The organism is Streptomyces sp. NPDC000983 (assembly GCF_040299205.1).
In the GTDB taxonomy this organism is placed as follows: domain Bacteria; phylum Actinomycetota; class Actinomycetes; order Streptomycetales; family Streptomycetaceae; genus Streptomyces.
The window spans coordinates 12081-37308 of sequence record NZ_JBEPBM010000051.1 but is presented as its reverse complement, the minus strand read 5'-3'; the positions used below and the strand labels follow the sequence as shown (position 1 = coordinate 37308).

At 69.0% G+C, this 25228-nt stretch carries 18 protein-coding genes and 3 pseudogenes; 10 read left to right on the top strand and 11 right to left on the bottom strand.

The window, feature by feature from the left end; all coding sequences use genetic code 11:
* The 3 genes and pseudogenes from ABT296_RS34375 to ppk2 all read left to right on the top strand — a co-directional run.
* A pseudogene (locus ABT296_RS34375) lies at positions 1–448 on the top strand (hypothetical protein); the annotation flags it as partial.
* A 712-nt stretch (positions 449–1160) separates the two neighbouring features.
* Positions 1161–1424: a GlsB/YeaQ/YmgE family stress response membrane protein gene (locus tag ABT296_RS34370; protein ID WP_351933340.1), complete on the top strand. Its 264-nt coding sequence runs from the start codon at positions 1161–1163 to the stop codon at positions 1422–1424.
* 637 nt (positions 1425–2061) lie between these two features.
* Positions 2062–3060 carry a polyphosphate kinase 2 gene (gene ppk2, locus ABT296_RS34365; RefSeq protein WP_351933338.1) on the top strand — a complete coding sequence of 333 codons (999 nt, stop codon included), beginning with the start codon at positions 2062–2064 and terminating at the stop codon, positions 3058–3060.
* 136 nt (positions 3061–3196) lie between these two features.
* Here ppk2 and ABT296_RS34360 read toward each other — a convergent pair.
* Positions 3197–3621: pseudogene (locus ABT296_RS34360) on the bottom strand (DUF6328 family protein).
* A 395-nt stretch (positions 3622–4016) separates the two neighbouring features.
* Here ABT296_RS34360 and ABT296_RS34355 point away from each other — a divergent pair.
* The 3 genes from ABT296_RS34355 (at position 4017) to ABT296_RS34345 (ending at position 7686) form a co-directional block, all read left to right on the top strand.
* Positions 4017–4610 (top strand): SRPBCC family protein, encoded by a 594-nt coding sequence (locus tag ABT296_RS34355; protein WP_351933336.1) that lies wholly within the window; start codon positions 4017–4019, stop codon positions 4608–4610.
* Between the two features lie 36 nt (positions 4611–4646).
* Complete coding sequence (locus ABT296_RS34350; protein WP_351933334.1) at positions 4647–6959, top strand: FdhF/YdeP family oxidoreductase; 2313 nt, start codon at positions 4647–4649, stop codon at positions 6957–6959.
* Between the two features lie 448 nt (positions 6960–7407).
* Positions 7408–7686 (top strand): GlsB/YeaQ/YmgE family stress response membrane protein, encoded by a 279-nt coding sequence (locus tag ABT296_RS34345; protein ID WP_351933332.1) that lies wholly within the window; start codon positions 7408–7410, stop codon positions 7684–7686.
* A gap of 278 nt (positions 7687–7964) precedes the next feature.
* On the opposite strand, the gene ABT296_RS34340 is transcribed toward ABT296_RS34345, so the two are convergent.
* A complete protein-coding gene (locus tag ABT296_RS34340; RefSeq protein WP_351933330.1) occupies positions 7965–8420 on the bottom strand; it encodes an Lrp/AsnC family transcriptional regulator in 456 nt (151 codons plus the stop codon).
* Positions 8421–8543: 123 nt separating this feature from the next.
* Between ABT296_RS34340 and ABT296_RS34335 the strand changes: the two genes are divergently transcribed.
* A complete protein-coding gene (locus tag ABT296_RS34335) occupies positions 8544–9170 on the top strand; it encodes an RBBP9/YdeN family alpha/beta hydrolase (RefSeq protein ID WP_351933328.1) in 627 nt (208 codons plus the stop codon).
* Positions 9171–9389: 219 nt separating this feature from the next.
* On the opposite strand, the gene ABT296_RS34330 is transcribed toward ABT296_RS34335, so the two are convergent.
* On the bottom strand, positions 9390–9701 hold the full coding sequence (locus ABT296_RS34330) for a hypothetical protein (RefSeq protein WP_351933326.1): 312 nt from the start codon (positions 9699–9701) through the stop codon (positions 9390–9392).
* 727 nt (positions 9702–10428) lie between these two features.
* Here ABT296_RS34330 and ABT296_RS34325 point away from each other — a divergent pair.
* Positions 10429–11400 carry an ATP-dependent DNA ligase gene (locus tag ABT296_RS34325; RefSeq protein WP_351933346.1) on the top strand — a complete coding sequence of 324 codons (972 nt, stop codon included), beginning with the start codon at positions 10429–10431 and terminating at the stop codon, positions 11398–11400.
* A gap of 308 nt (positions 11401–11708) precedes the next feature.
* Here the strand turns inward: ABT296_RS34325 and ABT296_RS34320 are convergent, their stop codons facing one another.
* Positions 11709–12002 carry a hypothetical protein gene (locus ABT296_RS34320; protein ID WP_351933324.1) on the bottom strand — a complete coding sequence of 98 codons (294 nt, stop codon included), beginning with the start codon at positions 12000–12002 and terminating at the stop codon, positions 11709–11711.
* A 220-nt stretch (positions 12003–12222) separates the two neighbouring features.
* Complete coding sequence (locus ABT296_RS34315) at positions 12223–13479, bottom strand: poly(ethylene terephthalate) hydrolase family protein (protein ID WP_351933322.1); 1257 nt, start codon at positions 13477–13479, stop codon at positions 12223–12225.
* A gap of 725 nt (positions 13480–14204) precedes the next feature.
* Here ABT296_RS34315 and ABT296_RS34310 point away from each other — a divergent pair.
* Positions 14205–14966, top strand: a complete 762-nt coding sequence (locus tag ABT296_RS34310; RefSeq protein ID WP_351933320.1) for a hypothetical protein — start codon at positions 14205–14207, stop codon at positions 14964–14966.
* A 399-nt stretch (positions 14967–15365) separates the two neighbouring features.
* On the opposite strand, the gene ABT296_RS34305 is transcribed toward ABT296_RS34310, so the two are convergent.
* From ABT296_RS34305 to ABT296_RS34295, 3 genes are read right to left on the bottom strand one after another with little or no spacing between them, the layout of a single operon-like run.
* On the bottom strand, positions 15366–16073 hold the full coding sequence (locus tag ABT296_RS34305) for a GAF and ANTAR domain-containing protein (RefSeq protein WP_351933318.1): 708 nt from the start codon (positions 16071–16073) through the stop codon (positions 15366–15368).
* A 27-nt stretch (positions 16074–16100) separates the two neighbouring features.
* Positions 16101–17747: an IS200/IS605 family accessory protein TnpB-related protein gene (locus tag ABT296_RS34300; RefSeq protein WP_351933316.1), complete on the bottom strand. Its 1647-nt coding sequence runs from the start codon at positions 17745–17747 to the stop codon at positions 16101–16103.
* Complete coding sequence (locus ABT296_RS34295; protein WP_351933314.1) at positions 17740–18318, bottom strand: IS607 family transposase; 579 nt, start codon at positions 18316–18318, stop codon at positions 17740–17742. The genes ABT296_RS34300 and ABT296_RS34295 overlap by 8 nt, the downstream gene beginning before the upstream one ends.
* Before the next feature lie 178 nt (positions 18319–18496).
* Between ABT296_RS34295 and ABT296_RS34290 the strand changes: the two are divergent.
* Positions 18497–19018: pseudogene (locus tag ABT296_RS34290) on the top strand (KUP/HAK/KT family potassium transporter); the annotation flags it as partial.
* A gap of 49 nt (positions 19019–19067) precedes the next feature.
* Here the strand turns inward: ABT296_RS34290 and ABT296_RS34285 are convergent.
* The 3 genes from ABT296_RS34285 to ABT296_RS34275 all read right to left on the bottom strand — a co-directional run bounded on the left by ABT296_RS34285 (position 19068) and on the right by ABT296_RS34275 (position 24927).
* The gene (locus ABT296_RS34285; protein ID WP_502977395.1) at positions 19068–20315 is read right to left on the bottom strand and encodes an MFS transporter; all 1248 of its coding nucleotides are present in this window, start codon (positions 20313–20315) and stop codon (positions 19068–19070) included.
* 771 nt (positions 20316–21086) lie between these two features.
* On the bottom strand, positions 21087–22355 hold the full coding sequence (locus ABT296_RS34280; protein WP_351933312.1) for an ABC transporter substrate-binding protein: 1269 nt from the start codon (positions 22353–22355) through the stop codon (positions 21087–21089).
* 148 nt (positions 22356–22503) lie between these two features.
* Positions 22504–24927 carry a beta-glucosidase family protein gene (locus tag ABT296_RS34275; protein ID WP_351933310.1) on the bottom strand — a complete coding sequence of 808 codons (2424 nt, stop codon included), beginning with the start codon at positions 24925–24927 and terminating at the stop codon, positions 22504–22506.
* Positions 24928–25228: the final 301 nt, after the last annotated feature.

The following is a 25228-nucleotide window of genomic DNA, read 5'->3' as shown; positions in this document are numbered from 1 at the left end:
AGGCAACACTCTCTATCTCAAGGGCGACGAGAAGTACTGGCAGACGAGTCTCAAGGGCCAGCCTGGATCGGACAAGGCCGTGGACAAGGCGGCCGACAAGTGGGTCAAGGTGCCCGGCCAGGACGAAGAGATGGCCGGCATGTGCGACAAGCAGAAGCTGATCGCCGCGCTGGACGAGGACAAATCCGAGCGACAGGGCATGAAGAAGGACGGCACCGCCGAGGTCGACGGGACGCAGGCCGTCAAACTCACCAAGGAGTCCGGCGACGAGACCCACAGCCTGTTCGTCGCCGCCGAGGGCGAGCCGTACGTCCTCAAGTCCGTCGTAGAAGGCGGTGAAGCCCCGCAGACCACGACGTTCAGCAACTACGGCGACGAGGTCGAGCCCGAACAGCCCGCGGCCGGGGACACCGTGAGCATCGAGGAGATCGTGGGCGCCTCGTCGTAGGACCCAGGAGTCGCACGGGTATGGCGCAAGCCATCGAAAGCCCTCCGCCCTCGCCACCCGATCCGGGGATTGTTGCCCTGGCACGTCCTGGAGGTCCGGAAACCTCCGTCGACAGCCAGGCCGGCGGGCCTCACCATCACGGTGCCGGTGAGCAAGGCGGCGGAGGTCTCGGTGCCGTCGCCGCCGCAGGAGACCATCGCCGCCGAGTCGGACAAGCCGAGCGGGCAGCTTCGGCACTCCCCTTGGCCGGCGCCCATCTCGTCCAGGCCGATCAGCGCTACGAGACACAGGACCTGCGGCACCGGTACGCGCCGGAAGTCGCACGCGCGTGGACGTGTGTCTTTGGTGCGGCAGCTTGCCCCGCGTGCGAGCAGCGCTTCTCCGTCATCGGGCAGGTTGCCGCCCGTGGCAGCTGCGCCATCCCTCCCGGTGACGGCAGCGTGGCTCGGCCGGCGAACAGACGCACGTCATAGTGGAGCCGGAGCCTTCCCGCCGCCCCAGCCTCGACGCAGGCGCGACGGCAGGCGATCGCCGCCCCTCGATCCGGCCGGTCACACTCGCACCGACGGACAGGAGCGCGCCCGAGATCCTGCGGTACGGCGAACGCCCACCGGGCGCCGACGGGCCTTGAGCCGCCATCCCGAGCGACTGTCTGAAATCCATTCGAACGGGCACTCGGATGCGACTGAGGATTAAGGGGAGAAAAACGCTCATGGAAATCTCAGGCGTCATCAGCGCCATTGTTATCGGCATTGTGATCGGCGTCCTCGGCCGACTCGTCATCCCTGGTCGCCAACGTATTGGCGTCCTGTGGACGATAACGATCGGCATCATCGCCGCATTGGTCGGAACCGCCATCGCCTCCGGACTCGACGTCGCCGACACCGACGGCGCCGACTGGGTCGAGTGGCTCATACAGATCGCCCTGGCGGCAGCCGGTGTCGCCGCGGTGAACAAGGTGAAACTCCGTCGCTGACGGGGTGTGAAGCCCTCCCGCACCGGTCAAACCGGGCCCCCGGAGAAGGGCCGTAGAGGAGCGCCTACGAGAGGACTTCGTGAGGCGCGGACTCCTTGCCCTCTCCCACCAGGCTCCGAGACCCGCCGATCACCAAAAACCTGCCGCAGCTATGCACCAGCGCGCCCACCGCATCGACGCACATCCCGTACCGGATGCTGGCCGCGAAGCGGCAGAGGGTAAGCGACTGCGACTTGGTCGAGGCCCTCAGCCCCTACCGCCCGGGCCGCGGAACGCACCGCCGACGCCACCTGGGGGCCGCGATGCCGCCGCACCCAACCAGCTGGCGTGATCCCGGGGGAACGGGGGCACGCGGTCCAGCAGCAGCCCTGAAACGCTTTGAGCGACTTCCCGGGAGTACGTCATGGCCATGGTCGCCCGTGCGGGACAGGCCGTGCCGCCCTGCCCTGGTGCCCCAACTCTCACGCAACGGCCCTGGTCGCGACCAGGCCCCCGCTCGCGTGCGGGTCCCGGAGCGCCCGGCGGACTCGGGCAGCCACTGCAGACGCTCAAGATCCGGCTGTCGCGCCACTAACCGCCGCGGCATGTGAAGCCGACACCGTCACATCGGCACCCAAGGACAACCGGGAGACACCTCATGTCACAAGACGAGGACGCGGGTCGTTCGCACACGGACGACACCACGACAGCCGAGGAGGACCTCCTGGACGGCCTCAGCGTCGATGAGCGCCGGCCGGAGAAGCCGATCCTCCTCGAAGCCGACGGAAGCCCTCTGGACACATGGCGGGAGAACTATCCCTATGACCGGAAGCTGTCACGCTCCGAGTACGAGCGGACCAAGCGGGTGCTGCAGATCGAACTCCTGAAGCTGCAGAGCTGGGCGAAGGACACCGGTCAACGCATCGTCGTACTGTGCGAGGGCCGCGATGCGGCCGGCAAAGGCGGCACGATCCAGCGCTTCACCGAACGGCTGAACCCCCGCGGTGCCCGCGTGGTGGCGCTGGAAAAGCCGACGGAGTGGGAAAGGGGTCAGTGGTACTTCCAGCGCTACGTCTCGCACTTGCCCTCCCGCGGTGAGATCGTCTTCTTCGACCGCTCCTGGTACAACCGGGCCGGCGTCGAAGTCGTGATGGGCTTTTGCACAGAGCCCGAATACGGCACGTTCCTCGAACAGGCGCCCCTGTTCGAGGAGATGCTGGCAAAGGACGGAATCCTGCTGACAAAATTCTGGTTCTCCGTCTCCCAGGCGGAACAGCGCACTCGATTCGCCATCCGCCAGGTCGACCCGGTACGCCGCTGGAAGCTCTCCCCCACCGACCTCGCCTCACTCGACCGCTGGGACGACTACACCAAAGCCAAGGTCGACATGTTCCGCGCCACCGACACGTCCCACGCCCCCTGGACCGTGGTCAAGAGCAACGACAAAAGGCGCGGCCGCCTGGAAGCCATGCGCAGCCTGCTGTACGGCTGCGACTACCCCGCCAAGGACCACTCCGCCGTCGGAACCCCCGACCCCCTCATCGTGGGCGCCGCCAACACCCTCCTCGAAGCAGGTGAAGAACCCACCGACCTCTCCCCCACCCCTCTCGCCGGCTATGACCAACGCCCCGGCCACCACCCCCGCCCTCACCCTTGAGAGGCCAGGAGACTGGCCTGCGTCGGGGCGGCCGGTCTACAGGCTCAAGGCGAAAGCCAATCGGATCACGGCAGCGCGACCCGCTGTTCATCAGTGCCGGCTCCGAAGCGCTCAGCGCCGCCACCGCGGGAGAGGACTACTTGCCCGTGTGACGGTGTCGGGTCCACAGGGGCAGGAAGAGCCGGCACAGCGCGTACCAGGCGGCCATGGCCGCGACCAGCCAGGGCACGTAGTGGTCGTGCGTCGCCACGCGCAGGACCAGCAGCAGCGCGGCAATCATGGTGGCGAACAGGAGAAGGAGACCGATGATCGTCAGTCGGGATGCCCACCTCACTGCCTGTGGTTTGATGTGCCGGCCGGCGACCAGCCGGTGCAGGGAGACCGGTCCGACGAGGGCTCCCGTGGCGCTGGCGCCAGGGTGACCGTCACGATGTAGATGGTCTTGTCCGTATCGCTCAGGTCCGCGTAGCGCGGCGTGAAAACAACCGTGAGCAGGAAACCGAAGAGGATCTGCACGCCCATCTGGGCCACGCGGATCTCCTGGATGAGATCGCCCCACATCCGGTCCGCGCGTTCGTCCTCGCTCTCATTGCGCCCGTCACGGCGATCGGGGCCGATCTGTCGAACGGTCACGATGCCTCCCGTTCCGCACGGGCTAGACACTTCCCCGCCTTCGAGTACCCCGTGTACGGATTCCGTCCCAGGCCGGATTCCACACCGGCCCGTCGGCCGCCTGCCGGCATGCGGTGAGTGGCGGGTGGGCGGAGCCAGGGGTGGAGGTGGCCGCCGGGCGCCGGGAGAAGGTCGGCGGACGTGCCCTCGAGCCCGTGCACAGGGGCCGCGGGTGCGGTCGGGTGACTCGAAGCCCGCGATCGGGGAACCGGAAGTGGTGCCCTGACCCACCCGGGAGGCCGGGCGTACGGATGCCCGGCCTTCTCACCGGAAGAAGGATCACGATGGCGTACGACGAGGACAACGGGCGCACCGCCGGCGACGGCGTCACACGCCGGCGTCCGCTGCGCGAGCGGCACGTCGAGGAGACGGTCGAGGTCGCGGTGCCGGTCCGTACGGCCTACAACCAGTGGACGCAGTTCAAGACGTTCCCGCGCTTCTCGGCCGTGGTGCGCGACGTCGAGCAGCTCAGGCCCACCGTCACCGCGTGGACCCTCGGATACGGCCCCGTGCGCCACCGTTTCCAGGTCGAGATCGTGGAACAGGACCCCGACGCCTACCTGGCCTGGCGGGGCCTGGAGCAGCATCCCACCCATGAGGGAGAGGTCGAGTTCCGGCCCACGGAGTCCGGGGGCACCGCGATCACCGTCCGGATGCTCCTGCGGCCGCACGGCGCCGTGAAGGTCCTCACCCGCTCCCCCAGGGTCACGGGGCTGGCCGCCCGGCTGGTGCGTAGGGAACTCGTCGGCTTCAAGCACTTCATCGAAGGGCTCGGCCAGGAGGGCGGCGCCTGGCGCGGCACCATCCGCAACGGCCGTGTCCAGCACGACACCCCGGAACCGCCCAGGAGCCGTGTCGCCCAGTGGCCCGTCGGCTGACCTGCCCGCCCGACACGGCAAGAGAAAGGCCAAGCGATGCAGAACCCGCCCGGTGAGGAGCCGGAGACCTCCCTGTCCGTGACACCGCCGAAGAAGTGGGCGGCCGGGGTCCCCGCCGTCGTGCACGCGCTGGAGTACTCCCTGGAGCAGACCTCCCCGCGCAAGACCGGGGTCGACCTGCTCACCATGAACCAGGTGGGCGGGATCGACTGTCCCGGCTGCGCGTGGGCGGACCCCGCCCCGGGCCGGCGCCACCGCAACGAGTACTGTGAGAACGGCGCCAAACACATCAACGACGAGGCCACCACCCGTCGGATCACCGCCGACTTCTTCCGCGAGCACAGCGTGTCCGACCTGGCCGCCCGTTCCGACATGTGGCTCAACCAGCAGGGCCGGCTCACCGAGCCGATGGTCAAACGGCCCGGATCGGACCACTACGAGCCCATCGGCTGGAACGACGCCCTGGGCATCCTCGCGCAGGAACTCAACGGGCTGAACTCGCCCGACGAGGCGGTCTTCTACACCTCCGGCCGGGCCAGCAACGAAGCCGCCTTCGTCTTCCAGCTACTCGCCCGCGCCCTGGGCACCAACAACCTGCCCGACTGCAGCAACATGTGCCACGAGTCCAGCGGCTTCGCACTCAACGAGACCCTCGGCGTCGGCAAGGGCACCGTCAGCCTGGACGACCTCCACCACGCGGAACTGATCTTCCTCGTGGGGCAGAACCCCGGCAGCAACCACCCGCGCCAGCTCACCGCCCTGGAGGAGGCCAAGCGCAACGGCGGCCGCATCGTGGCGGTCAACCCGCTGCCGGAGGCGGGGCTGCGGCGCTTCAAGAACCCGCAGAAGCCGCGCGGGGTCGTGGGGCGGGGCACCCAGATCGCCGACCGCTTCCTGCACATCAAGCCCGGCGGGGACCTCGCCCTGTTCCAGGCACTGAACCGGCTGCTGCTGGAGGCCGAGGACGCGAACCCCGGCACCGTCCTGGACCACGACTTCATCGACGCCCACACCTGCGGCTTCGAGGAGTTCGCCCGGCACGCCCGCACCGCCGACTGGGACGACGTGCGCGCGGCGACGGGACTGACCCGCGAGGAGATCGAGAAGGTCCGCGACGAGGTCCTCGCCAGCGAACGCGTCGTCGTGTGCTGGGCGATGGGCATCACCCAGCACAAGCACGGCGTGCCCACCATCCGGGAGATCGTCAACTTCCTGATGCTGCGCGGCAACCTGGGACGTGCCGGCACGGGCGTCTGCCCGGTGCGCGGCCACAGCAACGTCCAGGGCGACCGCACTATGGGCATCTGGGAGCAGATGCCGGACAGCTTCCTGGACGCCCTGCGCAAGGAGTTCGGCTTCGACCCGCCCCGCCCGCACGGCCTGGACTCGGTGAACTCGATCAAGGCGATGCTGGAGGGCCGCGTCAAGGTCTTCCTCGCCCTGGCCGGGAACTTCGTGCGCGCAGCGCCCGACAGCGAGGTCACCGAGAAGGCGATGCGTACGTGCCGGCTGACCGCCCACATCTCCACCAAGCTCAACCGCTCGCACACCGTCTGCGGCGACACCGCCCTGATCCTGCCGACGCTGGGGCGCACCGAGCGTGACGTCCAGGCCGACGGCGAGCAGTTCGTCACCGTCGAGAACTCCATGAGCGAGGTGCACACCTCCCGGGGACGGATCGAACCGGCCTCGCGCATGCTGCTCAGCGAGGTCGCCATCCTGTGCCGGCTCGCCCGGCTCAGCACCGACGGCACGGGGGACATCCCCTGGGCGAAGTTCGAGGGCGACTACCACACCATCCGCGACAGCATCTCCCGGATCGTGCCGGGCTTCCACGACTTCAACGCCCGGGTGACCCGCCCGGGAGGCTTCCAGCTGCCCAACCCGGTCAACGAGGGCGTCTTCCGGACCGAGACCGGCAAGGCCCGCTTCACCTGCAACGAGCCGGTGGTCCCCCTGGCCCCCGAGGGGCACCTGCTGCTGCAGACCCTGCGCTCGCACGACCAGTGGAACACCGTCCCGTACACCAACAACGACCGCTACCGCGGCATCCACGGCAGCCGCCACGTCGTCCTGGTCAACCCGGCCGACCTGTCCGCGCTCGCCCTCGCCCAGGGCGACCGGGTGGACCTGGTGAGCGTCTGGGAGGACGGCACCGAGCGCCGGGCCGAGAACTTCGAGGTCGTGTCCTACCCGGCGGCCAAGGGGTCGGCCGCCGCCTACTACCCGGAGACGAACGTCCTGGTGCCGCTCGACAGCGTCGCCGACATGAGCAACCAGCCCACCTCAAAGGGCATCGTCGTCCGCCTGGAACCCACGGGCGACGGGTCCCGGCCGGCACCCACGTGACGAGGGCGGGCTGACCCGCACCGTGGTCGAGTACCGCAACCGGCTGAGTGGGGCGCAGGCGGTGCGCCGCGCCCCGGGGGCCACCTGCGCCGGGCGAGCCTATTTCCCGGGGATGGCCAGGGTGCTGGCCTCGTCTTCCTGATCGCTGATCAGGAGCATGCCGTCGGAGGTACCGAAGAGAGATGCGTCCGACGACCTGATGGTGGTGCAGCTGAGCTGCTTGCCCGTGGTTCCGTCCACCGCGGCGACCAGATCAACCTCTTGTCCCGCCTCGTTTTTCCCGCGGACAGGACTTCGATCGCTGCCTCGTTGTCATGTCGGTTCCTCTCGGATCCAGAGCTGCGGGAGCAGCAGGCACTGCCCGGGGGCGGAGAAGAGGTTTAACCGGACGCGATCGGTGCAGACGGTGAACTTACACAACCCTTATACGACGAAGCGGAGAGACACCATGGGCATCATCGCGTGGATCCTTATCGGCCTGCTTGCCGGCGCCATCGCCAAGATGCTGATGCCGGGCAAGGACCCCGGCGGCATCATCATCACCATGCTCATAGGCATCGCCGGCGGTCTGCTCGGCGGCTGGCTCGGAAAGGTCATCTTCGGCGTCGACTCCATCGACGGGTTCTTCGACCTCTCCACCTGGGTCGCCGCGATCGCCGGGTCGTTCATCCTCCTCGCCCTCTACCGCCTCCTCACCGGCAACCGGCGCTCCCACCGCCACGCATAACCCGCTGAAGGCACCAGCCATACCTGGACGGCTCCCGACCCTGTGCGCAGGACGGGAGCCGTCAGGGTATGCGGCCGGCCCACCCGGAGGCCCTCACCCGCCGCCGACCGGCGGCCCGGCCCACCACGTCCCGCCGCCCCTACAGGCCCGTCGCAGCTCGAGGCCAACGACTGACCCCGCGACACCCTGGCCAGCCAGCGCCGAAGCAGCCATGACGAGGTCGGCTGCGCGTCGCCAGGGGCACCGGTCAGCCTCACCTCACCGGCTACTGGTGCGGGTCACGACGTTGTTGACGTGGCGTCCGTCAGCGGCTTGTGGGGGTAGGTGCGGAGCACCAGGGATGTGGTGACAGGGCCGTAACGGGCAAGTGCGTCGACAACTTCTTCGAGTCGTCCTGCCTGGGGGCAGTAGACGTCGAAGATGAGGCAGTCTTCCCCGGTGACCCTGAGCGTGGAGGCGATCTCGGAGGTCCGGGAGGCGAAGTCCAGGGCGCGTGAGAGCTGGGCGTGCGTGGTGCGCAGCCGGATGACCGCGTGAATGTTCAGGCCGAGGGCTGCCGGGTCGACCACGGCCCGATAGCTGGTGATGACGCCGTTCTTCTCCAGCCGTTGGATGCGCGCGCTGGCCGCGGGCTGCGAGAGTCCGACGCGCCGCCCCACCTCCGCCCCGGTCAACCGGCCGTCGGTCTGGAGCAGGGCGAGGATGTCTCGGTCTATCCGGTCGAGTGAATCCATTGTTGTCCGCACCAACTTCTTTGAGATCACTTGCGTCACTGCCGCTGCCCCGATGCATCCAACAGAATCTCCGCCAGGTGCTCCCGTGATCGCAGGGAGCGACGAGTGAAACGGTGGTGGACCGTGACCGCGTACGTCATCATCCCGGGTATCGACGGCTCGGACGGGCGTCACTGGCAGACCTTGTGGGAGCGGCAGTGGAGCAGCTCAGCGGTGAGGATCTCCCCTGCCTCGTGGTCCGCTCCCGATCTGGATGACTGGGTCGACGCTGTCCAGAAGGCGTACGACGACGCTTCCCAGCAGGACAGCCAGGTTGTGCTGGTGGCCCACAGCCTGGGCTGCTGGGCTGCGTCCGCCTGGCTGAACAAGAACCCCTCGGGTCCGACAGGCGGCGCATTCCTGGTCGCACCGCCCGACCCGCACGGGTCGGCGTTCCCACGCCAGGCGGCCGCGACGTTCATCGAGGCGTCGGCACAACCGCTGCCGTGCCCGGCCCTGGTGGTGGGCAGCACCAATGATCCGTACTGCGCCCCTGAAGCAGCCGCCGGTTTCGCGGCGCGGTGGGAGGCGCGATGGCACCTGGCGGGCGCGTGCGGACACATCAACTCCGCCAGCGGTCTGGGCTCATGGCGGCACGGCCGTGAACTCCTGGACTCGCTGACCCCGCAGAGGTCAACCACCGCACAGGGACGTACAGCCACCAGGTACCGCCCTGCGGTCAACCTTCGAACAAGGAAGTTTGCCCGTTGACGCACGAGGATGCGCCGCTGTCAGTCGAAGGTCGCCGTAGCTCGTCGAACCGTGCCGGGCGCCACGCATCGCACATGAGGCAGCCGAGTTGGGCGTCTCTCGAGCCTGCGCATCCAAGTAGGCCAACCGCTACTGGGCGGAGAGAACCACGTGCCGAACTCCGCCTTGCTCGAACTGGCCTACCACCCCTGTGCTCGCGCTGCCCTTCGAACCACCTCCTCAAATGATCAGGCAGCCGCGTTGGAACCCGTAGACGGCCATGTAGATGTTGAAGGCGAAGAGTGAGAGGCCGACGAGGCGGCATGCCAGACAGAAGAGGGTCCGGAGCATCTTGCGGATCGAGGAGTACGCGGCGAACGCCTCGCCGGGCCGGTCCGGGTGGTAAGCGACCTGTCTGGTCGGGGCGTCGCCCGCAACAGAGGCGGTGGGGGCCGCGCCGTGGAGGTCGGTGTAGGCGTAATTCCTGGGGCCGCGGTACACCGCCTCGACGGTGATGCCGTACCGGGGCAGATACCACTCGTAGTACGGCATCCTCATGCCGTAGAGCCCCAGAACGGCGATGCCCAGGGTCGCGGGGCTGCAGATGGAAGCGCGCGGCGTGCCTTCGGTGACGAGGGCCGCGCCGTCGGCCCTCCCGCTCTTCGGGGAGGCGCGCGGTGACCGCGTCGGCGAACACCGTGGCCGCCGCCCTCACGCCCGGTACCTGTACCAAGTCGGGGTGGTACCGGCCGGGGCGGTGAGCTGCACGGTCAGGCCGCGGCCTTCCGCGTGGACCTGGTGAACGGCTTGGAGCAGGATCCGCTTCTCCTTGCGCCTCCAGCACAAGACGAGGGCGTCGTCCTCGGCCGTGGTTCCCCCAAAGCCGCGGAGGACGGGTATCGGCGAGGTGGTGGACATGGGCGTTGATCGCAAAGGGGGGCGAGGAGACCAGGGGTGTCTTGCGGACCCGCGAAGTGCCACGGCGTCAGGCCCCGCAAGGGGTGGGAACCGAATACTCAGGAAGGGGACCGCCGCCGGAACCGGCTGCAGGAAGCACTGCCTGATGCGCAGCTGCGCTGACACGGCGCGGGACACGGGGCCACGCAGCGCCCCCACCCGACCCGCCCCTTCGGCCGGCCACATCCAGGCCCGATGCCAAGAAGGTGAGCGCCGGGCTCGCAAGGGTACTGGAGCTGCTCGCGGCCATGACGCGCCGCAAACCATCCGCTGGGACGCAACGGGCAGACGCCTCGCGGGGAAGGGATCACCCGTGACCTGGATGCTGCCGGAGCCGATGCTGACCTCGCCGACCCTTCGCACCTGGCTGCCGCCGGGGTGGGCCGGAGAGCCGAAGTGGGACGGATTCCGGGCCCTGCTGTCCCTCGACGGCAAGGTCGTGCAGCTGTCATCGCGGCACGGCACCGACATGACGGCGGCGTTCCCGGAGATCACCGGCGGGGCGGCCGCGCAGCTGGCGGACGCGACCCTGCTCGACGGCGAACTCGTCATACGCGACCCTGGGCAGCTCGCGTCCGAGTCTCTGCACCACCGCGTCCGGCATCGCGGCGCGGACGCGGTCCGTGCGGCCCGACAGATGCCCACGCACTTCGTCGCCTTCGATGTCCTGCGCACGACCGGGACCGTGACCACCGGCTGGAGCTATCAGCGCAGACGGGCAGCGCTGGAGTCGCTGTTCACCGCCCGGCGCCTGCGCGCACCGTTCACACTGTGCCCGTCTGCCACTGACCCCGACCAGGTCGCCCAGTGGCTCACCCGACGGCAGAACGGCATCGAGGGCGTCGTCTACAAACGACTCACGGACCCCTACCGGCCCGGGGTGCGGGGATGGCTGGAGCACAAGCCGTACGAGACGACCCAGGCCGTCGTCGGTGCCGTCACCGGCACACTGGCCGCGCCCCGCACCCTGCTCCTGGGCAGGCCCGGCTCCGACGGACACCTGCATTGCGTAGGGCGCACCGTGACGCTCAGCATGGCCGTCGGCGCGCTCCTCGGTCCCCTGCTCGCCCCGGTCGGGACCCAGCACCAGTGGACCGGGGAGGCATGCGCCACCGGACGGGGCAGCGGCGAGATCACGGAACTTGTCCTCGTGGAACCGGAACTGGTGGTCGAGGTCGCCGTCGATACCGCCCGGGACGCGAGCGGCAGGTGGCGGCACCCCGCGCGCTTCCACCGCGTTCGGGCCGAGCTGCGTCCGATGCACGTGCCCGAGTTCGGCGAGCCCGACTACTGAGGTAGTCAGGGCGGGAGCCGGTGGATCGATCATCAGGCTGATGGTCTGCCGTCGCGCCGCTCCGTCACACCGTCAAGTCGCGATCCACGCGGGTGTCCTGGGCAGGTCCCCGGTTCACAGCGGTCACCGGCCGGGGGTGGTCCCACTCCGTTTCCGCTCCCTGCGACCTGCAGGGCCCCCTCGGCGACCAGCCGGTTGCGTCACTCCTGTAGACGCGTCATTGCACGCGTCGCCCTCGGCGCCAGCGGCTCTCCCTCCAGCCGAGCGCCGGCCCGGGTCCGCAGGTCCCGGGCTCGCAGGTCCGCGTGTCAGGCACTCGCGTGGCGGCGGACGGCGGACCTGCGTGGAGCGGCGTGGTGGGCGGGCCGGCCGGCGTCGTCGGACCGGTGCCTGCGCAGCCACAGGGATGTTGCGGTCAGCAGGCCGGCAAAGACCGCCAACAACAGCACGGGCACCCACATCTGTCGGCTGCCGGGGTTCTGCCAGCCTCCCCAGGCGGCGGTCGCCGCCCACAGAAGGGCGCCCAGCGCGTAGAAGGCTCGGATGCGGCGCATCTGCCGTACCGCCCGCCAAAGCTTGAAACGATCGTTCTTCGGTGACATGCGCCGCGTGTACCCCTTATCTCTCCTCTCGATCAGCCTGAGCGGGCTTTCTCCCCGCGAGCAGGGGATCTCGGCCTGGCGCCGGCTGTGGTTGATCGCCGGCGTCCCGTAGCGTCCCTTGGCCGCTTCGTGCCATTGCACGGCTGGCAACCGAAGGCTGGCCTGTACCGCGGCTCCAGGGGCACGCAGGCTCCTCCGTGGGACGGGTGTCCTTGGCCCTTCACCAGTTCTTGTACCGCGTCTCACCGAGGCCGCAGAAGGTGCAGCCGGAGCCCAGGAAGTCCTGCGTCCGTCGGAATTCCTCGTCTGCGAGGTGCCACCGCAGCCACGCGGTGATGATGTGCTGACCGTTGCGGGTGGCGGCGATGTGGTCGGTGCCGTTGAGGATGTTGAACCACACCGGCACATCGGTGTTGGCGTAGTCGCGTTCGACGTTGGAGGTCGCGAAGTCGTCGTCTCCGCCGATGTAGAGGGCGGGATTGCGGAGGTTGTCCGGCCCGTTGCCGTCGAAGGATCCGCCGGCAACGTGGATCGTGGTCTCCAGCCGCGGCTCGTCCGCCACGTCGAAGGTGCCGATCGAACCGCGGGAATGGCCACCGAAGGCCACCTCGGAGGTATCGATGTCCTGGTACAGGGGACTGCCCGGGCTCGCGTTCTGGTCCTCGACCCAGTCCAGGGCGTCGACCATGTAGTCGCCGCTGCTGGAGGAGACTTCGCTGTAGACGACGAACCCGTGTGAGGCCCACTGGCGCAGCATGTCCTCGTAGGCGGCCGGGTCGGAGCCCGCGCCCGGCCCCCAGACGAGGACGGGGTGGTCCACGCCGCCCTGGCCCGCGTTCGCCGGATAGACGAGCCACCCGTCGTTGCCGGGACCGGTGGTCGTGTCCATGGCCACCGCGTACGGTCCCGGCGCCGTCACATCGGTCACCGGAGGCAGTGTTCCGCCCGGCGGGTCGGTCGGTCCGCCGCCCCCGCCACCAGCCGCCTGAACGAGGACGTCGTCGACGGTCAGCGTCTCCAGCACGCTGCCGGCATCCAGCGAGAAGCGCAGTCGCACGGTGCGGCCGTCGATCGATGACGGCAGCTGGAACGACGCCGCGCCCGAGGCGGTCCGTGCGGATTCGAGGGTGGTGAACGCGCCGCCGTCAACGGAGTAGGCCACCGTGAAGGCCTCACCGAGGTCGAGCCCGGAGGCCGTTCGGGTGTACGACACCGAGATGCCGCTGTAGCCGGACAAGGCGATGGGCGCGGAAGTGAGGGACGCATCGGTGACCAGGGAGCCACTCAGCCGCGCCGCACCCGTGGCGGCGCTGACGGAGCCGGTGGACGTGAATGTCCCCAGGCCGGCCGAGAAGTTCTCGCTGTACACCTGAGCAGCGGCAACGGCAGGTCCTGGAAGTGCGCCGGTGATCCCGAGGGCGACGAGACCGGCGGTGACCGCGCCCAGGAGGCGGAGCCGGCTGAGGGGTGATGGCATGGCTGATCCCTTCTGGCCGCGCCGTCCGCCCGCAGCGGTGGCGGCGCGTCGTTGTGCCGGGCACAGGAGTACGGTCACGTCCCGTGCTACCGGCGCCGGAGAACGGGTGCATGTCGGACCATGCCGATTCAAACGCTGCCTCCGGCGGCGCGGATCGGTGAAATCACCGGTGCCGGCCCAACACGGCCGCAGCCGTCATCACAGGAACCTGGTCGGCCGAGGCCATGGCCCAACTTGCGCACCGGCTGCGCCGGGCCGCGCGACGACCGGCCCTGGACGAAGGCGCAGGGCCGTGCCTGACCATTGCGGACCGCGACCACGGGCCCGACCAGGTGCACAGGCACCACGGGCGCAGACTCGACCGTACCTGGCCCCGGGCACAGGGGCGTTGCGTGGCGGGAGCGCCGGAGTGTGCGGTCATCGCCCGGCATGGCAAGCGGAGTTGCGGGCCGGGTGAGGTCCTCGCCGCGTATAGGGCGGGTCAACTCGCCTGCAATTCGGCTGCCGTGGGCCTCCAGGTCCTTCGGGACTGTATGGTCCGTGCCGCGCACATGCACGGAAACTGTCCGCCCCGCCCCAGCCAGCCGGCTCACCACCCACCCCGTCACACGCGCCCCGGTTGGCCCTCGAGGCCGCGGTGAAGGGCCGCCCGAAACCGCAAACCGTCATCCAATCGACACCTCTCGCCAGGCAGGACTGGCGCCCCCGCCATCATGATCGGTTGCATGGGCTCCATACATAAGTTCAACGGCCGCCATGTGTACCTCACGCTCGGCACCGGCGCGCTCGAAATCTCTCGCGCGTCGGGGACGTTCGTCCTCCCCCTCGCGGCCATCGCGGAGGTCCGCGTCGCCGAAGCCGACGCCCGAAGTATGGAGATCGTGCTCACCGACGGAGAGAACCACCACGTCGAGGGGCTGGCCCCGGAAGCAACTGCCGCGTTCGTCAGCCGGCTCCACAACGCCCTGCCCGAGCAACGCGACCCGGCCGGCAGCTCCCTGATCATCAGACCCCGTGCTGTTGCCCCCGGCGGCACGGCCTGGTTCCACCTCACCGGCCTCGCCCTTGTTCTCCTCGCGTGCACCGGCTACGCGATCTGGGTCGGCGTCACCCACGGCGCGCGGGTGATCGGTGTCATAGCCGGTCTCATCATCCTCTCCCTCGGCCTGCTCACCTGTGTCATGAGCCTGGAGAAGGTGGCCCTTCGCAGGCACCTGGCCCGGCGCGGCGTCGCCGCGGAGGCCGAGCTGGTCGGGCGGAGCAGTGAAGGTCCCCTGTACTACTACAACGACGGCGCCGGCATCCCCCACCAGTACCGGGGCGGGCCGGGTGCGCCCACCATCACCGTCATCCACGATCCGGCCCAGCCCCACCGGGCCCTCCACGTCGGCTGGATCGTCGCGGTGATCTCCAAGACGGTTTTCGCGCTCATCGCCGAGGCCCTTGTCATCCTGCTCGGCGCATGGATGTCCTTCGGCCTGCTCTGACAGACACGGGCGCTGATCGCGCCCCCCGCCGCTGCGTGCCCCGCCCGCACCAGCGGATGGTCATCCGCCGCCTGCGCAAGCCGCCGGAACAGGTAGGACCTGGCTCGGTGCACAAGGTGAACGTGTTGCGTGACTACTGACGGCTCTCGAGAACGCCTTCGACGGCCACTGGATCCTCCAGGACAACCTGCGGTCCTTCTGCGCATCGGTCGCCGCGTTCGCGGGGTACGAGTTCGGCGGCTCGGACTGGCCGGCCATTGAGTCGGTTCTGTCGGAAATCCTCGCTGCTCGGCCGACTGGTCTGCCGAGTGGATACGGCGTGGAGCGGGGCGCCCGATTCAACCCGGGGTTGCCGCCGGCCGGCGCGGCGCCGCCCTTCAAGGCCGCTTCAGCGCCGGCTCACGGGAGGTTGCCGTCTTCGCAGACCCGGCGGGCGACGTCGCGGAGTTTGAGGTTGGTCTCCTGGGAGTAGCGGCGCAGCACGTCGAAAGCCTGGTCCTCGGTGAGGTGGTTGCGACCCATGAGGATGCCCATGGCCTCGCCGATGACATGGCGGGTGGCCACGGCTTGCTCCAACTGGGCGTTGGTGCGGGCACTGGAGAAGGCAACTGCTGCGTGCGAGGCCAGCAGCCAGCCGGCCGTTTCGCTGACCTCGCTGAACGCGCCCCGTCTGTGGGAGTAGAGATTGAGCGCGCCGAGGTCTTCGTCCTCGGTGAAGAGCAGGAAGCCCATCATGCTGCCGATTCCGAGTTGGTGGGCGCGCGGGGCATAACCGGGCCAGCGCTGGTGCAGGCTGGCGAGGTCGGCTATGCGGAAGACCCGCTCGCCGTGCGAACTGTGCGCAGCGTCGAAACAAGGGCCTTCGCCGAGCTCTTCCTGAAGCCGGTCGCTGTCGACTGCGAGCCGGCCGGTGGGGGCCACGGTCTCGACCCTCTTTCCGTGGAGGACGAGGATGCCGGCTGCGTCGCAGCCCGCCACCAACTCGGTGGCGGAGGCGGTAATCCTCGTCAGCGTGTCGTCGAGCGAATCCTGGGCCAACAGATCCCGTGCCATGGACGCCATTTGATGCGCGAACCGACCCCAGCCCACTTTGTCCTCCTTGCTCATCCGTCCTGAACTGGCCTCATACCGTTCCTAAACAGTGTCCAGGAGTGACATTTGCTGCCAGCTCCCGGAACTGCGCGCGTCCCGAACGGTGTTGGATGCGCTGGTCTCCCGCGTTCGCTGTGTCCCTGTCCGGCTGCGTGCATCGTGTGCACGTTCCGTGACGGGTGGGCGGGTTCCCTCACGCCCTCGTGCGCCTGGTCCGGCCTGGGCGGTCCGATGCCCCGCAGCATCGCTCTGGTGCTGCGGGGGCGGTGCCGTCCGTCGCCGGATCGGGTGTCCGAGAGCGCGTCGCCCGATCGCGATGCCAGCGGCATCGTGACGGGACATCTTTCGTTTCTTCGAGGTGAGGGGCTTCTTCCAGTGCTGATCGCCCCACATCGATGTGTACGCCGGGTCCACGGCAACGATCGACAGGCCGTGTTCGGAGGCCATGGACACGAGCCGGGCCTTGAGCTTGCCGGTGGGGATGCCGGAGATGAGCTGCCTGAAGCGCTTACGTCTGCCGTGCTTCTCGCGGGTCTTCTCGGCGGCGAAGTCCAGGTTCTCCAGGCCGATGGCTTTGACGCCGCACCGGTCGGCCCAGTGCAGCAACCGGCTGATGGCGTGCCGGACCTGGGCGTCACGGTGGTCTGCGCTGCCGGACAGGTCGTAGAAGAACCGTTTGGGGTCGCCAACGGGGTTGCCGTGCCGGTCGAGTTGGTAGGCGGCGAAGTGGTCGGCGTTGGTGTCCACGCCGACCATGCCCTCGGACCGCGCCGTTGGAAGCGGGATCGTGTGGACAACGGGCCGTGTCCATGACGCTGTCAGGTACCAGCGGCCCCGCTCCACGTCCAGGTGGATGCGGTAGGCCACGGCCCGGTTGTCTTCGATCCGGTCGCGCCACTCGGCTCCTCGGTGCTGGAACCGTACGCGGGTGGCGAGGACGTACCGGCCGTGCTTGCTGTTGGCCAGGTGGGCGAGCGGGGCGGGCAGCTTGACGCTGACCTCGCCGTCGGGGGTGACGCGGATGGTCTCGTTGCCGAAGCGTTTGCCGGACTCGCCGTCGGCGGCGAGGAACCACCGTTCGGCTTCCCACCGCTCACGCCACTGCTCGGCGGTGAGCTGGGCGGCTTCGAGGTTGTGACGGTTGTTGATCAGGCGCCGGCCGCCGCGCACGACGTGCACGACACCGGCCTCACGCTCAGCGCGGGCCACGTCCAGGCGGTGTTCCAGGGTCGCCAGACGGCGGGACTTGTGGAACCACTCGCCCCGACTGCGGTAACCGCCGGGTGCCCGTTTGGTGCCCTTCTTCCCGATCGGCTGGGAGAGGCGGTGCATCAGCGTCCGCACACCGGCCTCAAGCCCTTGGATGTGGGCGAGCCGGCAGCGGCGGGACAGCGCCCACTGATCGTGAGTGGCCTTCGTGATCGAACCGGCCCACCGGGACGAGGAGTCGGCCGTCAGGCCCTGCTTCCGGGCGGCCCATGTGTCGCTGTTGTGGTCCAGGCCGTCAGCGCAGCGGTTCTTGAGGTCGAGCGAGGCGAGGCGTCCGAGGTGTTCACCGACCTGCCGCAACACCTTGTCGTCCACCTCGGTGAGGTTCTTGAGGCGGTCGCGTATCGCCACCCCGGACGGCCCGAGCGCGACGAACGACGCATCGATGGCGCGGAGTTGCTTCTTCTTCGGCTCACTCATCGGCAGCCGCCGCTTCGAGAGCCTTCCTCGCCCGGTTCTTCGCCGACCGACGGCCGTACAGGCGGGCGCAGAACGACGTCAGCACCTCCACCATGTCCCGGACCAGGTCGTCTTCAACTTCGCCGTCATCGAGGACGACGAGTCGGCGACCAGTCGCGGACAGGGCGGCCTCGATCAGCTCCACGTTCATCCGGCCGAGGCGGTCTTTATGCTCGACCACGACCGTGGTCACCGCCGGGTCGGCCAGCAGCCGCTTCGCCTTCGCGCGGCAGCCGTTCACGCCCGAGGCGATCTCGGATTCGACACGGACGACCTTCTGCCCGGCCATCGCCGCCCATGCCGACAGGCGAGCGGTCTGCCGCTCCAGGTCGGGCTTCTGATCGTGCGAGGAGACACGGGCATACAGACCTACACCACCGGTCACGGAGGGTGAGGTGTTCGCGTCGATGTTCACCAGGATCGTGCGCGGCCCCACGCGTTCCGCGGGTACCGGCAATGTGCCCTCACGGAACCAGCGATACGCGGTACGCGGGGCAATCCCCTGCGCGCGTGCCCATTCCGTCAGGTTCATACACGAGATCGTACAAAACTCGTGACTCCTAAAGGACACTCATGGACACTTACGCGAGAGCAGTTCCTGACCCCGGCTTTCACGAATTCTTCGCAGCGAACTCCGCGACGGCCGGACGGGCCGGAGAGCTCCGTCAGGCGGACGGGGAGGGTGGGGCGTACTGCGTGGACGATGCGGTATGCGCGATGCAGGAACTGCTGGGCCGCGGCGGTGGCGCGCGGGTGGCCCGACGTCGAAACGCGGGGGACTCTGCCGAAGGATGGGCCCTGGGGTGGATATCGTCCGCTGCGATGCCCCGGCCCGCGGCTCAGCGGGGCGTACGAGGAGGAGCACCATGGCCGATCGCCGGCGCGGAACCGAGCCGGTTGACACGGTTGCATCCCAGGCCCTGGAGCGACAGCGGGGGAGAACACGCGACACGGTGCGGCCGGCCGTGGTGGTCGGTGCGCTCGGCGTGGTCTTCGGCGACATCGGGACCAGCCCGATCCACACCCTCCAGACCGTGTTCAACTCCGTGGACCCGCATCCCGTGCCGGTGAGCGCGGACAACGTGTACGGGGTGGTGTCACTGGTGTTCTGGTCGGTGATGATCATCGTGACGACCGCCTACGTGCTGCTGGCGATGCGCGCCGACAACGACGGCGAGGGCGGCATCATGGCGCTCATCACCCTGCTCCGCCGGTGGAACGTGCGGCGGGGACGCAAGGCCAACGCCGCCACCGTCCTGGCCGCCGTCGGTAAAACATCGCTCAGGACTGATCGGGCGTCATCAGCGGTGGTACGGCCACGCCCTTGGGCGCAAAGGCGGTCAGCGCGGCCGACAGCACGAGGGTCACCAGGCCGAGGACTCCGACAGCGATGGCGAGGCCGTCCAGGAGACCTTGACCGGCAAGGAGTATGAGCGGGCAGATGAACTCGCCGAGGAAGAAGGCTGCGGTCCACAGGCCCGTACCACGTCCCCGGTCGGCGAAATCAAGCTTGGACATCGCCAGGGTCACGAGCGACGGCAGCAGCAGTCCGGTGCCGACGCAGTTCACGACAGCGCCGACGATCAGCAGCGGCAGGCTCTGCATGATGCCGCCCGCTGCCATGCAGAGGAATCCCACGGCACACAGCACAAAGAGCGTCGGCAGTGGCCGCTGCCTGACGGAGAGCCGGGTGAAGGCCACGGAGCCGGCGACGGTGGCTGCGCTGGCCAGGGCAGTGACGGCGCCGATGACACCGGTCGACTTCACATCCTGGTCGTCCAGGAGGTAGGCCATCTCAACCGGCACGGTGTAGAACACGATCGCGCCGAAGACAGTCAGCAGGCATGTACCCGCCAGACGGCGAATGGGGAAGGGGCGGCGTTCGGCCTGCGAGTCGTCCTCACGGCCCGCACCCTCAGCCGATGCCGGATCGGGGAGAAAGCGGGCCATGACGGGGGCGATCACAAGTCCGACGGCATAGAGCCAGAAGGGCGTCCTCCAGCCGGCCGCGCCCAGCGCGCCACCCAGTACGAAGAAGACGGTGGCGGACGCTGACGCGCACATGGTCTGGATCGCGAGGTACCGGTCGCGGACGCGGCCGTTGTAGTAGTCGCCGACCAAGGTGGTGCAGCACGTCATGATGGCCGCTTCGGCAACACCCACCAGCACTCGACTGGCAACGATGGCGTAGAGCGAACTGAGCCACAGCGGTGCGGTCCCAACGATCGCGTAGACGACAGTGGCGAGGACCAATAGGCGCTTGCGTCCGAATCGGTCGACCAGGGCACCGGCGAACGGCGCCAGCACGGCCAAGGACAGTGCGGGGACCGTGAGAATGAGAGGGACGAGCGCCACAGCGCCGGGCGCACGGCCGAAGTGGTCTTGCATTTGCGGGAGTACGGGAGCGATGAGGACCGCGCCGAGGATCGGAAGGCAACTGCCGGCCATGAGCAGCACGGCAGGCAGCTTGCCCCGCACAGCCAGGGCCTGGTCCTGCTCGCGTGCTTGCAGGTCGACGGGTTCGGGCATGACAGCACTCCATTGAGTCACAAGCGGGAGGGAGGCGCCGCGTAAGGGTGTATGGGCTCGACCGGTCGAATGCGGTCGGGGTGTACGGGCGCGCCGGTGTGCCATGACTATGCAGTGATGGCGCTCTGCCTGCCCAGTACCTGTGGGATTCACGTTGCTGATGAGCTTGATTGACCAGGCGGATAGTGCCAGCCGGGTTTCCGCCCATTGCTCTGGGAGGTTGGGTGCCGGCAACAGCGCCTGACGGCCTCGTGGTCGGTGGGGCCATGGGATGCACTGGATGCCATCACAGAGCCTGACGCAGCGAAATGGCTTCGCACGGCGCTTCCATCGCCGGGACAGCCGCGATCGGTGCAAGCATCCGGGCCGGACGCGCCTGCATCCATGCGATCCGCCGCGTACGGGCTACGAGGAGAGGCATGGGTGGAAAGCGTCGACGCAGGTCTCTACATGCGACTCCACGCCGAGCATGGCGAGCCGGCGCGCTCCGGGCACGGATATGCCCGCTGGTTGCCCGGGCTGAGGCGGGCAGCCTGGACAGCCATTCGCTGCGAGATGGAGCGCTCGTCGGCGACTGCCTGCCCGCGCTCCTCTTCCTCGCGGCCCGGTCGGGCGTTCAGCCGGACCGCTCGGCGTGGAGGCGAGCCGTGGCCGTCTCGCTGTTGGAGTTGACCCGCGTGCGCCCATGGACCGACCTGGTGGTGGGCGCAGTTGACGGTGGAGTCCGGGGCCCCATCTGCTTCGCCGCGCCCAGAGCGTCATCGGCACGCGTCAGGTTCGCTTTCGATATGCCTCATCAAGGGCGGCCAAGGCTGCGTCGATGTCCGTGGTTCCCTCGAAGAGGGCCTTGATCTGTGCGAAATGCGTCTGCTGGACTGCTGAGTTCGGCCAGCGCTGGTCCATGAAGGGGACGGTGGTGCCGGCCTTTTGCCGCTCGGCGACCTCGCGGATGGCGGGGTCCACGGTGAAGGAGGCGTTGGGGATGGCGGGCAGGGTGGCGCCGGAGCGGTTGTAGAGGTTCTGTCCGCGCGCTGATCCGAGGAAGTCGATGAAGGCAAGGGCTTGTGCGCGGTGGGAAGTGTCGGGGTTGAGGCCGTAGGCGGCCGACACCGCGCCGGGCATCCGCGTGGCGTCGGGGTCGTCGCTGGCCGGCAGTGCGGCCATGCGCAGTGTCAGGCCGGGTGCGGCGGCCCGCAGTTCGGACAGCACGCTGGCGACCTGGACGACTCCCACGGCTCGGCCTTCGGCCACCTGCTCCAGGGATTCCTCGTACGTCGTGTCCAGTGGGTCGGTGTTGAAGCATCCGCGCTGTTCCATTTCCGTGTACTTGCGCAGTGCCGTTTGCCAGCCGGACCCGGCGAAGGTTTCCTTGCCCAGTGCCATGTTCTGGTCGAAGTCCGGTTTGTCGGCGTAGACGGTCGTCGCGACGAGGGCGTAGGTGATGAGTTGGGTGACCCAGGGGGTCGCGTTTCCCAGGGCGAAGAGGACCTTGTCGTGGTCGCGGGCCGTGTCGCACAGCGTCAGCAGTTCTGTCCAGGTCTGTGGCGGCGTGCCCTCGATGGTGTCCAGTGCCTCCATGGAGAAGACCGCCCCGATGCCGCTGAAGGTCACCGGTACCGCGAACGTGCCGCCGTCCACGTCGGTGACCGGTACGACGCCGTCGGGCATCGCGAGGCTGAAGCGGCGGATGCTGAGGTTCTCCAGGAGGCCGTCGTGTTCCAGCGCTTTGACGGAGGCGGGGTTGCCGCTTCCGGGCCAGACCGTGAAGACGTCGGGGCCCTGTCCGGTGCGGAGGTCGTCCGGTAGTTCATGTTGGAGGGTGTCGGCGTCGGCGTAGTCGACGGTGATGTGTGTGTCCGGGTGGAGGCGGTGGAAATCGGCGACGACGGCGTCCATCGCGGACTTGTCGGTGACGCTTGCCCTGACGGACAGCTCGACCGGCCCGTTCTCGGAGGCGCCGAAGGGGCCGCATGCTGCTGTCGTGGTGGTGCAGAGGGCGAGGGCGAGGGTGAGGCCGAGCAGGTTCGCGGTGCGTCTCACGGACGGACTCCCGGCGGGACGTAGTGGCACAGGTGGGTGGAACGACGTGCGTGGTGTGGAGGAGGAGACGGCGGTGCGTGTGACGTCCGTACTGACCGTGAAGGGCTCACACGGACCGCCGACGGGCGGACGGCGGACAAAAGGCGGGTCAGGTGAGTGTGAGGACTCGCTGGGCGGTGATGACGCGGGACGAACGTGCCGTCGCGAAGGTGTAGGAACCCGGGGTGAGCGCCATTGCCCCGGACTTCCACACGGTGAGGTCCTGGACGGGGATCTTCAGGCTGATCCGCTTGGTTCCGGACGCGGGGAGGGTGACCTTCTCGAAGGCGACCAGGCGGCGCGGTTCCGCCGCTGCGGAGGCGGGGAGGGTGGCGTAGACCTGAAGGACCTCGGTGCCCTGTCGTCGTCCGGTGTTGGTGACGGTGACCGCGACGTCGACCTGCCGGGCGGCCGCGTCGTAGGTCGCTTCCAGGGAGCCGTGGGCGAAGGTGGTGTAGGACAGGCCGTGGCCGAAGGGGAAGCGGGGTTCCTGCTTCCTGGCGTCGTAGAAGCGGTAGCCGACGGCGGTGCCCTCGTCGTAGGAGACGGTGGCGTTCGTGCCGGGGTAGGTGGCGGGGGTGGTGCCCGGGCCCTGGGTGGCGTCGGCGGGGAAGGTCAGCGGGAGGCGGCCTGCCGGGTCGCTGTCCCCGAACAGGACCGCGGCCAGGGCGGTGCCTGCCGCGCGGCCCGCGTACCAGGCCTGGATGACGGCCTCCACGTCGTCGAGCCACGGGGTGGCGACGGGACCGTCGGTGTTGAGGACGACGATCGTGCGGGGGTTGGCGGCGGCCACGGCTTGGATGAGCTGGTCCTGGTCGCCGGGCAGCGCGTAGTCGGTGTGGTCCATGCCTTCGCCGGCGACCCGGTTGACGATGACGACGGCCGCGTCGGCCCCGCGTGCCGCGGTCACCGCGGCGGGGATGAGGGAGTGGGGCTGCCAGCCGAAGGTCAGGCCGCATGTGCCGGGCTCTGCGGTGGCGTTGGTGTAGGTGATTTCCACGGTGACGGCGCGCCCGGCGGTCAGTTCGGCGGTTCCCTGGAGGGGGTAGTCGAAGGGCCCGAGGAAGAAGCGGGCCATCTGCCGGGTGCCCGAGACGACCGTCCGGCCGTCGATCTTCAGTGAGGTGGTTCCCGAGGGCAGCAGGGAGAAGCGGTGCAGGCCGGTGGTGGTCGGTGTCAGCGTGCCGGTCCACTTGGCCGACCACACCTGCGGCAGACCCTCCACGGGGGTGGTGGTGAAGGTGACGGTGGCGTCCGTACGGGTCGCGACCGGTGTGCCGGTGCCGTCGGCGCCTGCGTAGTAGGTGGCCGTCAGACCGGCCGTTCCGGTGCGGGTGCGCAGGACGGTGGAGGGGACCGTGGTCAGGGGGATGTCGCCCTTGGTGCCCTGGGCGTGAGTGATCTTCACCGTGCTTCCCGCGCGGGCCCGGATCGCCTCCAGGGGGGTGGTCCAGGTGCCGGGGGTGACGTAGGTGGAGCCGGACACGCCGGTGTAGGTGTCCGTTCCTGCCGGGCCGATGACGGCAAGCGACTTCACCGCACTGGTGAGGGGCAGGGCAGCGGCTCGGTTGGCCAGGAGCACCGTGGAGGCGACGGCTGCCTCGTGGGCGAGCTCCTTGTGTGCCGGGGTGCTGACGTTGTCCGCAGGGGTGGGCGCCGGGTGGTCGAAGAGGCCGTTCGCGAACATGGTGAGGAGGATGCGGCGGGCGGCGTCGTCCAGGCGGGCCGCCGGTATCGCTCCGCCGGTGAGGGAACCCGCCGGAATCTGGACGCCGCCGGGGCCGAGTCCGGCGAGGTCCATGCCGGCGCGGGCGGAGGCGACCTGGTCGTCGCCGGCCCAGAAGTCGGGCACGGTGTAACCCTGCAGGCCCATCCCCTTCTTGAGGTCGTCGAACAGGCCCGCGTTGCGTGTGGCGAAGGTGCCGTTGATCTTGGGGTAGGCCATCATCACGGAAGTGGCGGGGGCGGCGGCGATCACCCGGCGGAAGGGCGCCTGGTAGTACTCGTGCAGCGCTCGGTCGGAGACGAGGGTGTCGGTGAAGAAGCGGTTGACCTCCTGCGTGTAGCCCGCGAAGTGCTTGACGGTAGCCACCATGTGCTGGGACTGGAGGGCGACGGTGAGCGCCGCGCCCAGGCGCCCCGCGAGCACGGGGTCCTCTCCCATGGCTTCGGCCTGGCGGCCGAAGTGCCAGGTTCGGGTGAGGTCGATGGTCGGGCCGAGGGCGTTGTTGTAGCCCTTGTCCCGCGCTTCGGTGCCGATGGCTGTTCCGATCCGGCCCGCGAGTGCCTCGTCGAAGGTGGCCGCCTGGGCCAGGGGGACGGGGAAGGCGGTGACGCCCGTCTCGCCGCGCAGCCCCGCAGAGGCGTCGACCATGGCGAGGGCGGGGATGCCCAGGTGGGCGACGGCTGCGAAGTCGCAGCGCACGAGGGACTCCTTTTCGGCGGCCGTCATGCGGGCGAGCAGTGCGGTGGCCCGGTCCTGCGCGGTGGAATCCGGCGCGGCGACCGCGGGGCCGGTGACTGCGGGGGCCATGCTCGCGGCAAGGGCCGTGAAGGCTGCGGCGGATAGGAAGGTTCGTCGGTTCACAGCGGCTCTCCGGACTGACGGGCGGCGCGGTGCGTCGCCGCGGGTTGGGGGTGGGGCCGACCGAGGGGTCAGGTCACGGCCGGCCCCGGCTCTATGGGGCTCGTGCGAGCTGCCGGGTAGTCACGGAGTCCCTGGGGGGCGCGATCCGTTTCTCGCTTCTCGGCGGGACAGATATCGGCTCATCCCTGGGCGAGACTTCGACACACGGCAGTATTCAGCCGCGAAACTCATACCGGCAGGCTGGAAA

What these genes read in the sequence shown, in the direction of transcription:
- ABT296_RS34315 (WP_351933322.1), bottom strand. Translation starts at nt 13,479, where the DNA reads ATGCCATCACCCCTCAGCCGGCTCCGCCTCCTGGGCGCGGTCACCGCC.
- ABT296_RS34355 (WP_351933336.1), top strand. Translation starts at nt 4,017, where the DNA reads ATGGCGTACGACGAGGACAACGGGCGCACCGCCGGCGACGGCGTCACA.
- ABT296_RS34285 (WP_502977395.1), bottom strand. Translation starts at nt 20,315, where the DNA reads ATGCCCGAACCCGTCGACCTGCAAGCACGCGAGCAGGACCAGGCCCTG.
- ABT296_RS34320 (WP_351933324.1), bottom strand. Translation starts at nt 12,002, where the DNA reads ATGTCACCGAAGAACGATCGTTTCAAGCTTTGGCGGGCGGTACGGCAG.
- ABT296_RS34305 (WP_351933318.1), bottom strand. Translation starts at nt 16,073, where the DNA reads ATGAGCAAGGAGGACAAAGTGGGCTGGGGTCGGTTCGCGCATCAAATG.
- ABT296_RS34345 (WP_351933332.1), top strand. Translation starts at nt 7,408, where the DNA reads ATGGGCATCATCGCGTGGATCCTTATCGGCCTGCTTGCCGGCGCCATC.
- ABT296_RS34295 (WP_351933314.1), bottom strand. Translation starts at nt 18,318, where the DNA reads ATGAACCTGACGGAATGGGCACGCGCGCAGGGGATTGCCCCGCGTACC.
- ABT296_RS34275 (WP_351933310.1), bottom strand. Translation starts at nt 24,927, where the DNA reads ATGGCCCCCGCAGTCACCGGCCCCGCGGTCGCCGCGCCGGATTCCACC.
- ABT296_RS34325 (WP_351933346.1), top strand. Translation starts at nt 10,429, where the DNA reads ATGCTGCCGGAGCCGATGCTGACCTCGCCGACCCTTCGCACCTGGCTG.
- ABT296_RS34330 (WP_351933326.1), bottom strand. Translation starts at nt 9,701, where the DNA reads ATGCCGTACTACGAGTGGTATCTGCCCCGGTACGGCATCACCGTCGAG.
- ABT296_RS34370 (WP_351933340.1), top strand. Translation starts at nt 1,161, where the DNA reads ATGGAAATCTCAGGCGTCATCAGCGCCATTGTTATCGGCATTGTGATC.
- ppk2 (WP_351933338.1), top strand. Translation starts at nt 2,062, where the DNA reads ATGTCACAAGACGAGGACGCGGGTCGTTCGCACACGGACGACACCACG.
- ABT296_RS34300 (WP_351933316.1), bottom strand. Translation starts at nt 17,747, where the DNA reads ATGAGTGAGCCGAAGAAGAAGCAACTCCGCGCCATCGATGCGTCGTTC.
- ABT296_RS34310 (WP_351933320.1), top strand. Translation starts at nt 14,205, where the DNA reads ATGGGCTCCATACATAAGTTCAACGGCCGCCATGTGTACCTCACGCTC.
- ABT296_RS34340 (WP_351933330.1), bottom strand. Translation starts at nt 8,420, where the DNA reads ATGGATTCACTCGACCGGATAGACCGAGACATCCTCGCCCTGCTCCAG.
- ABT296_RS34350 (WP_351933334.1), top strand. Translation starts at nt 4,647, where the DNA reads ATGCAGAACCCGCCCGGTGAGGAGCCGGAGACCTCCCTGTCCGTGACA.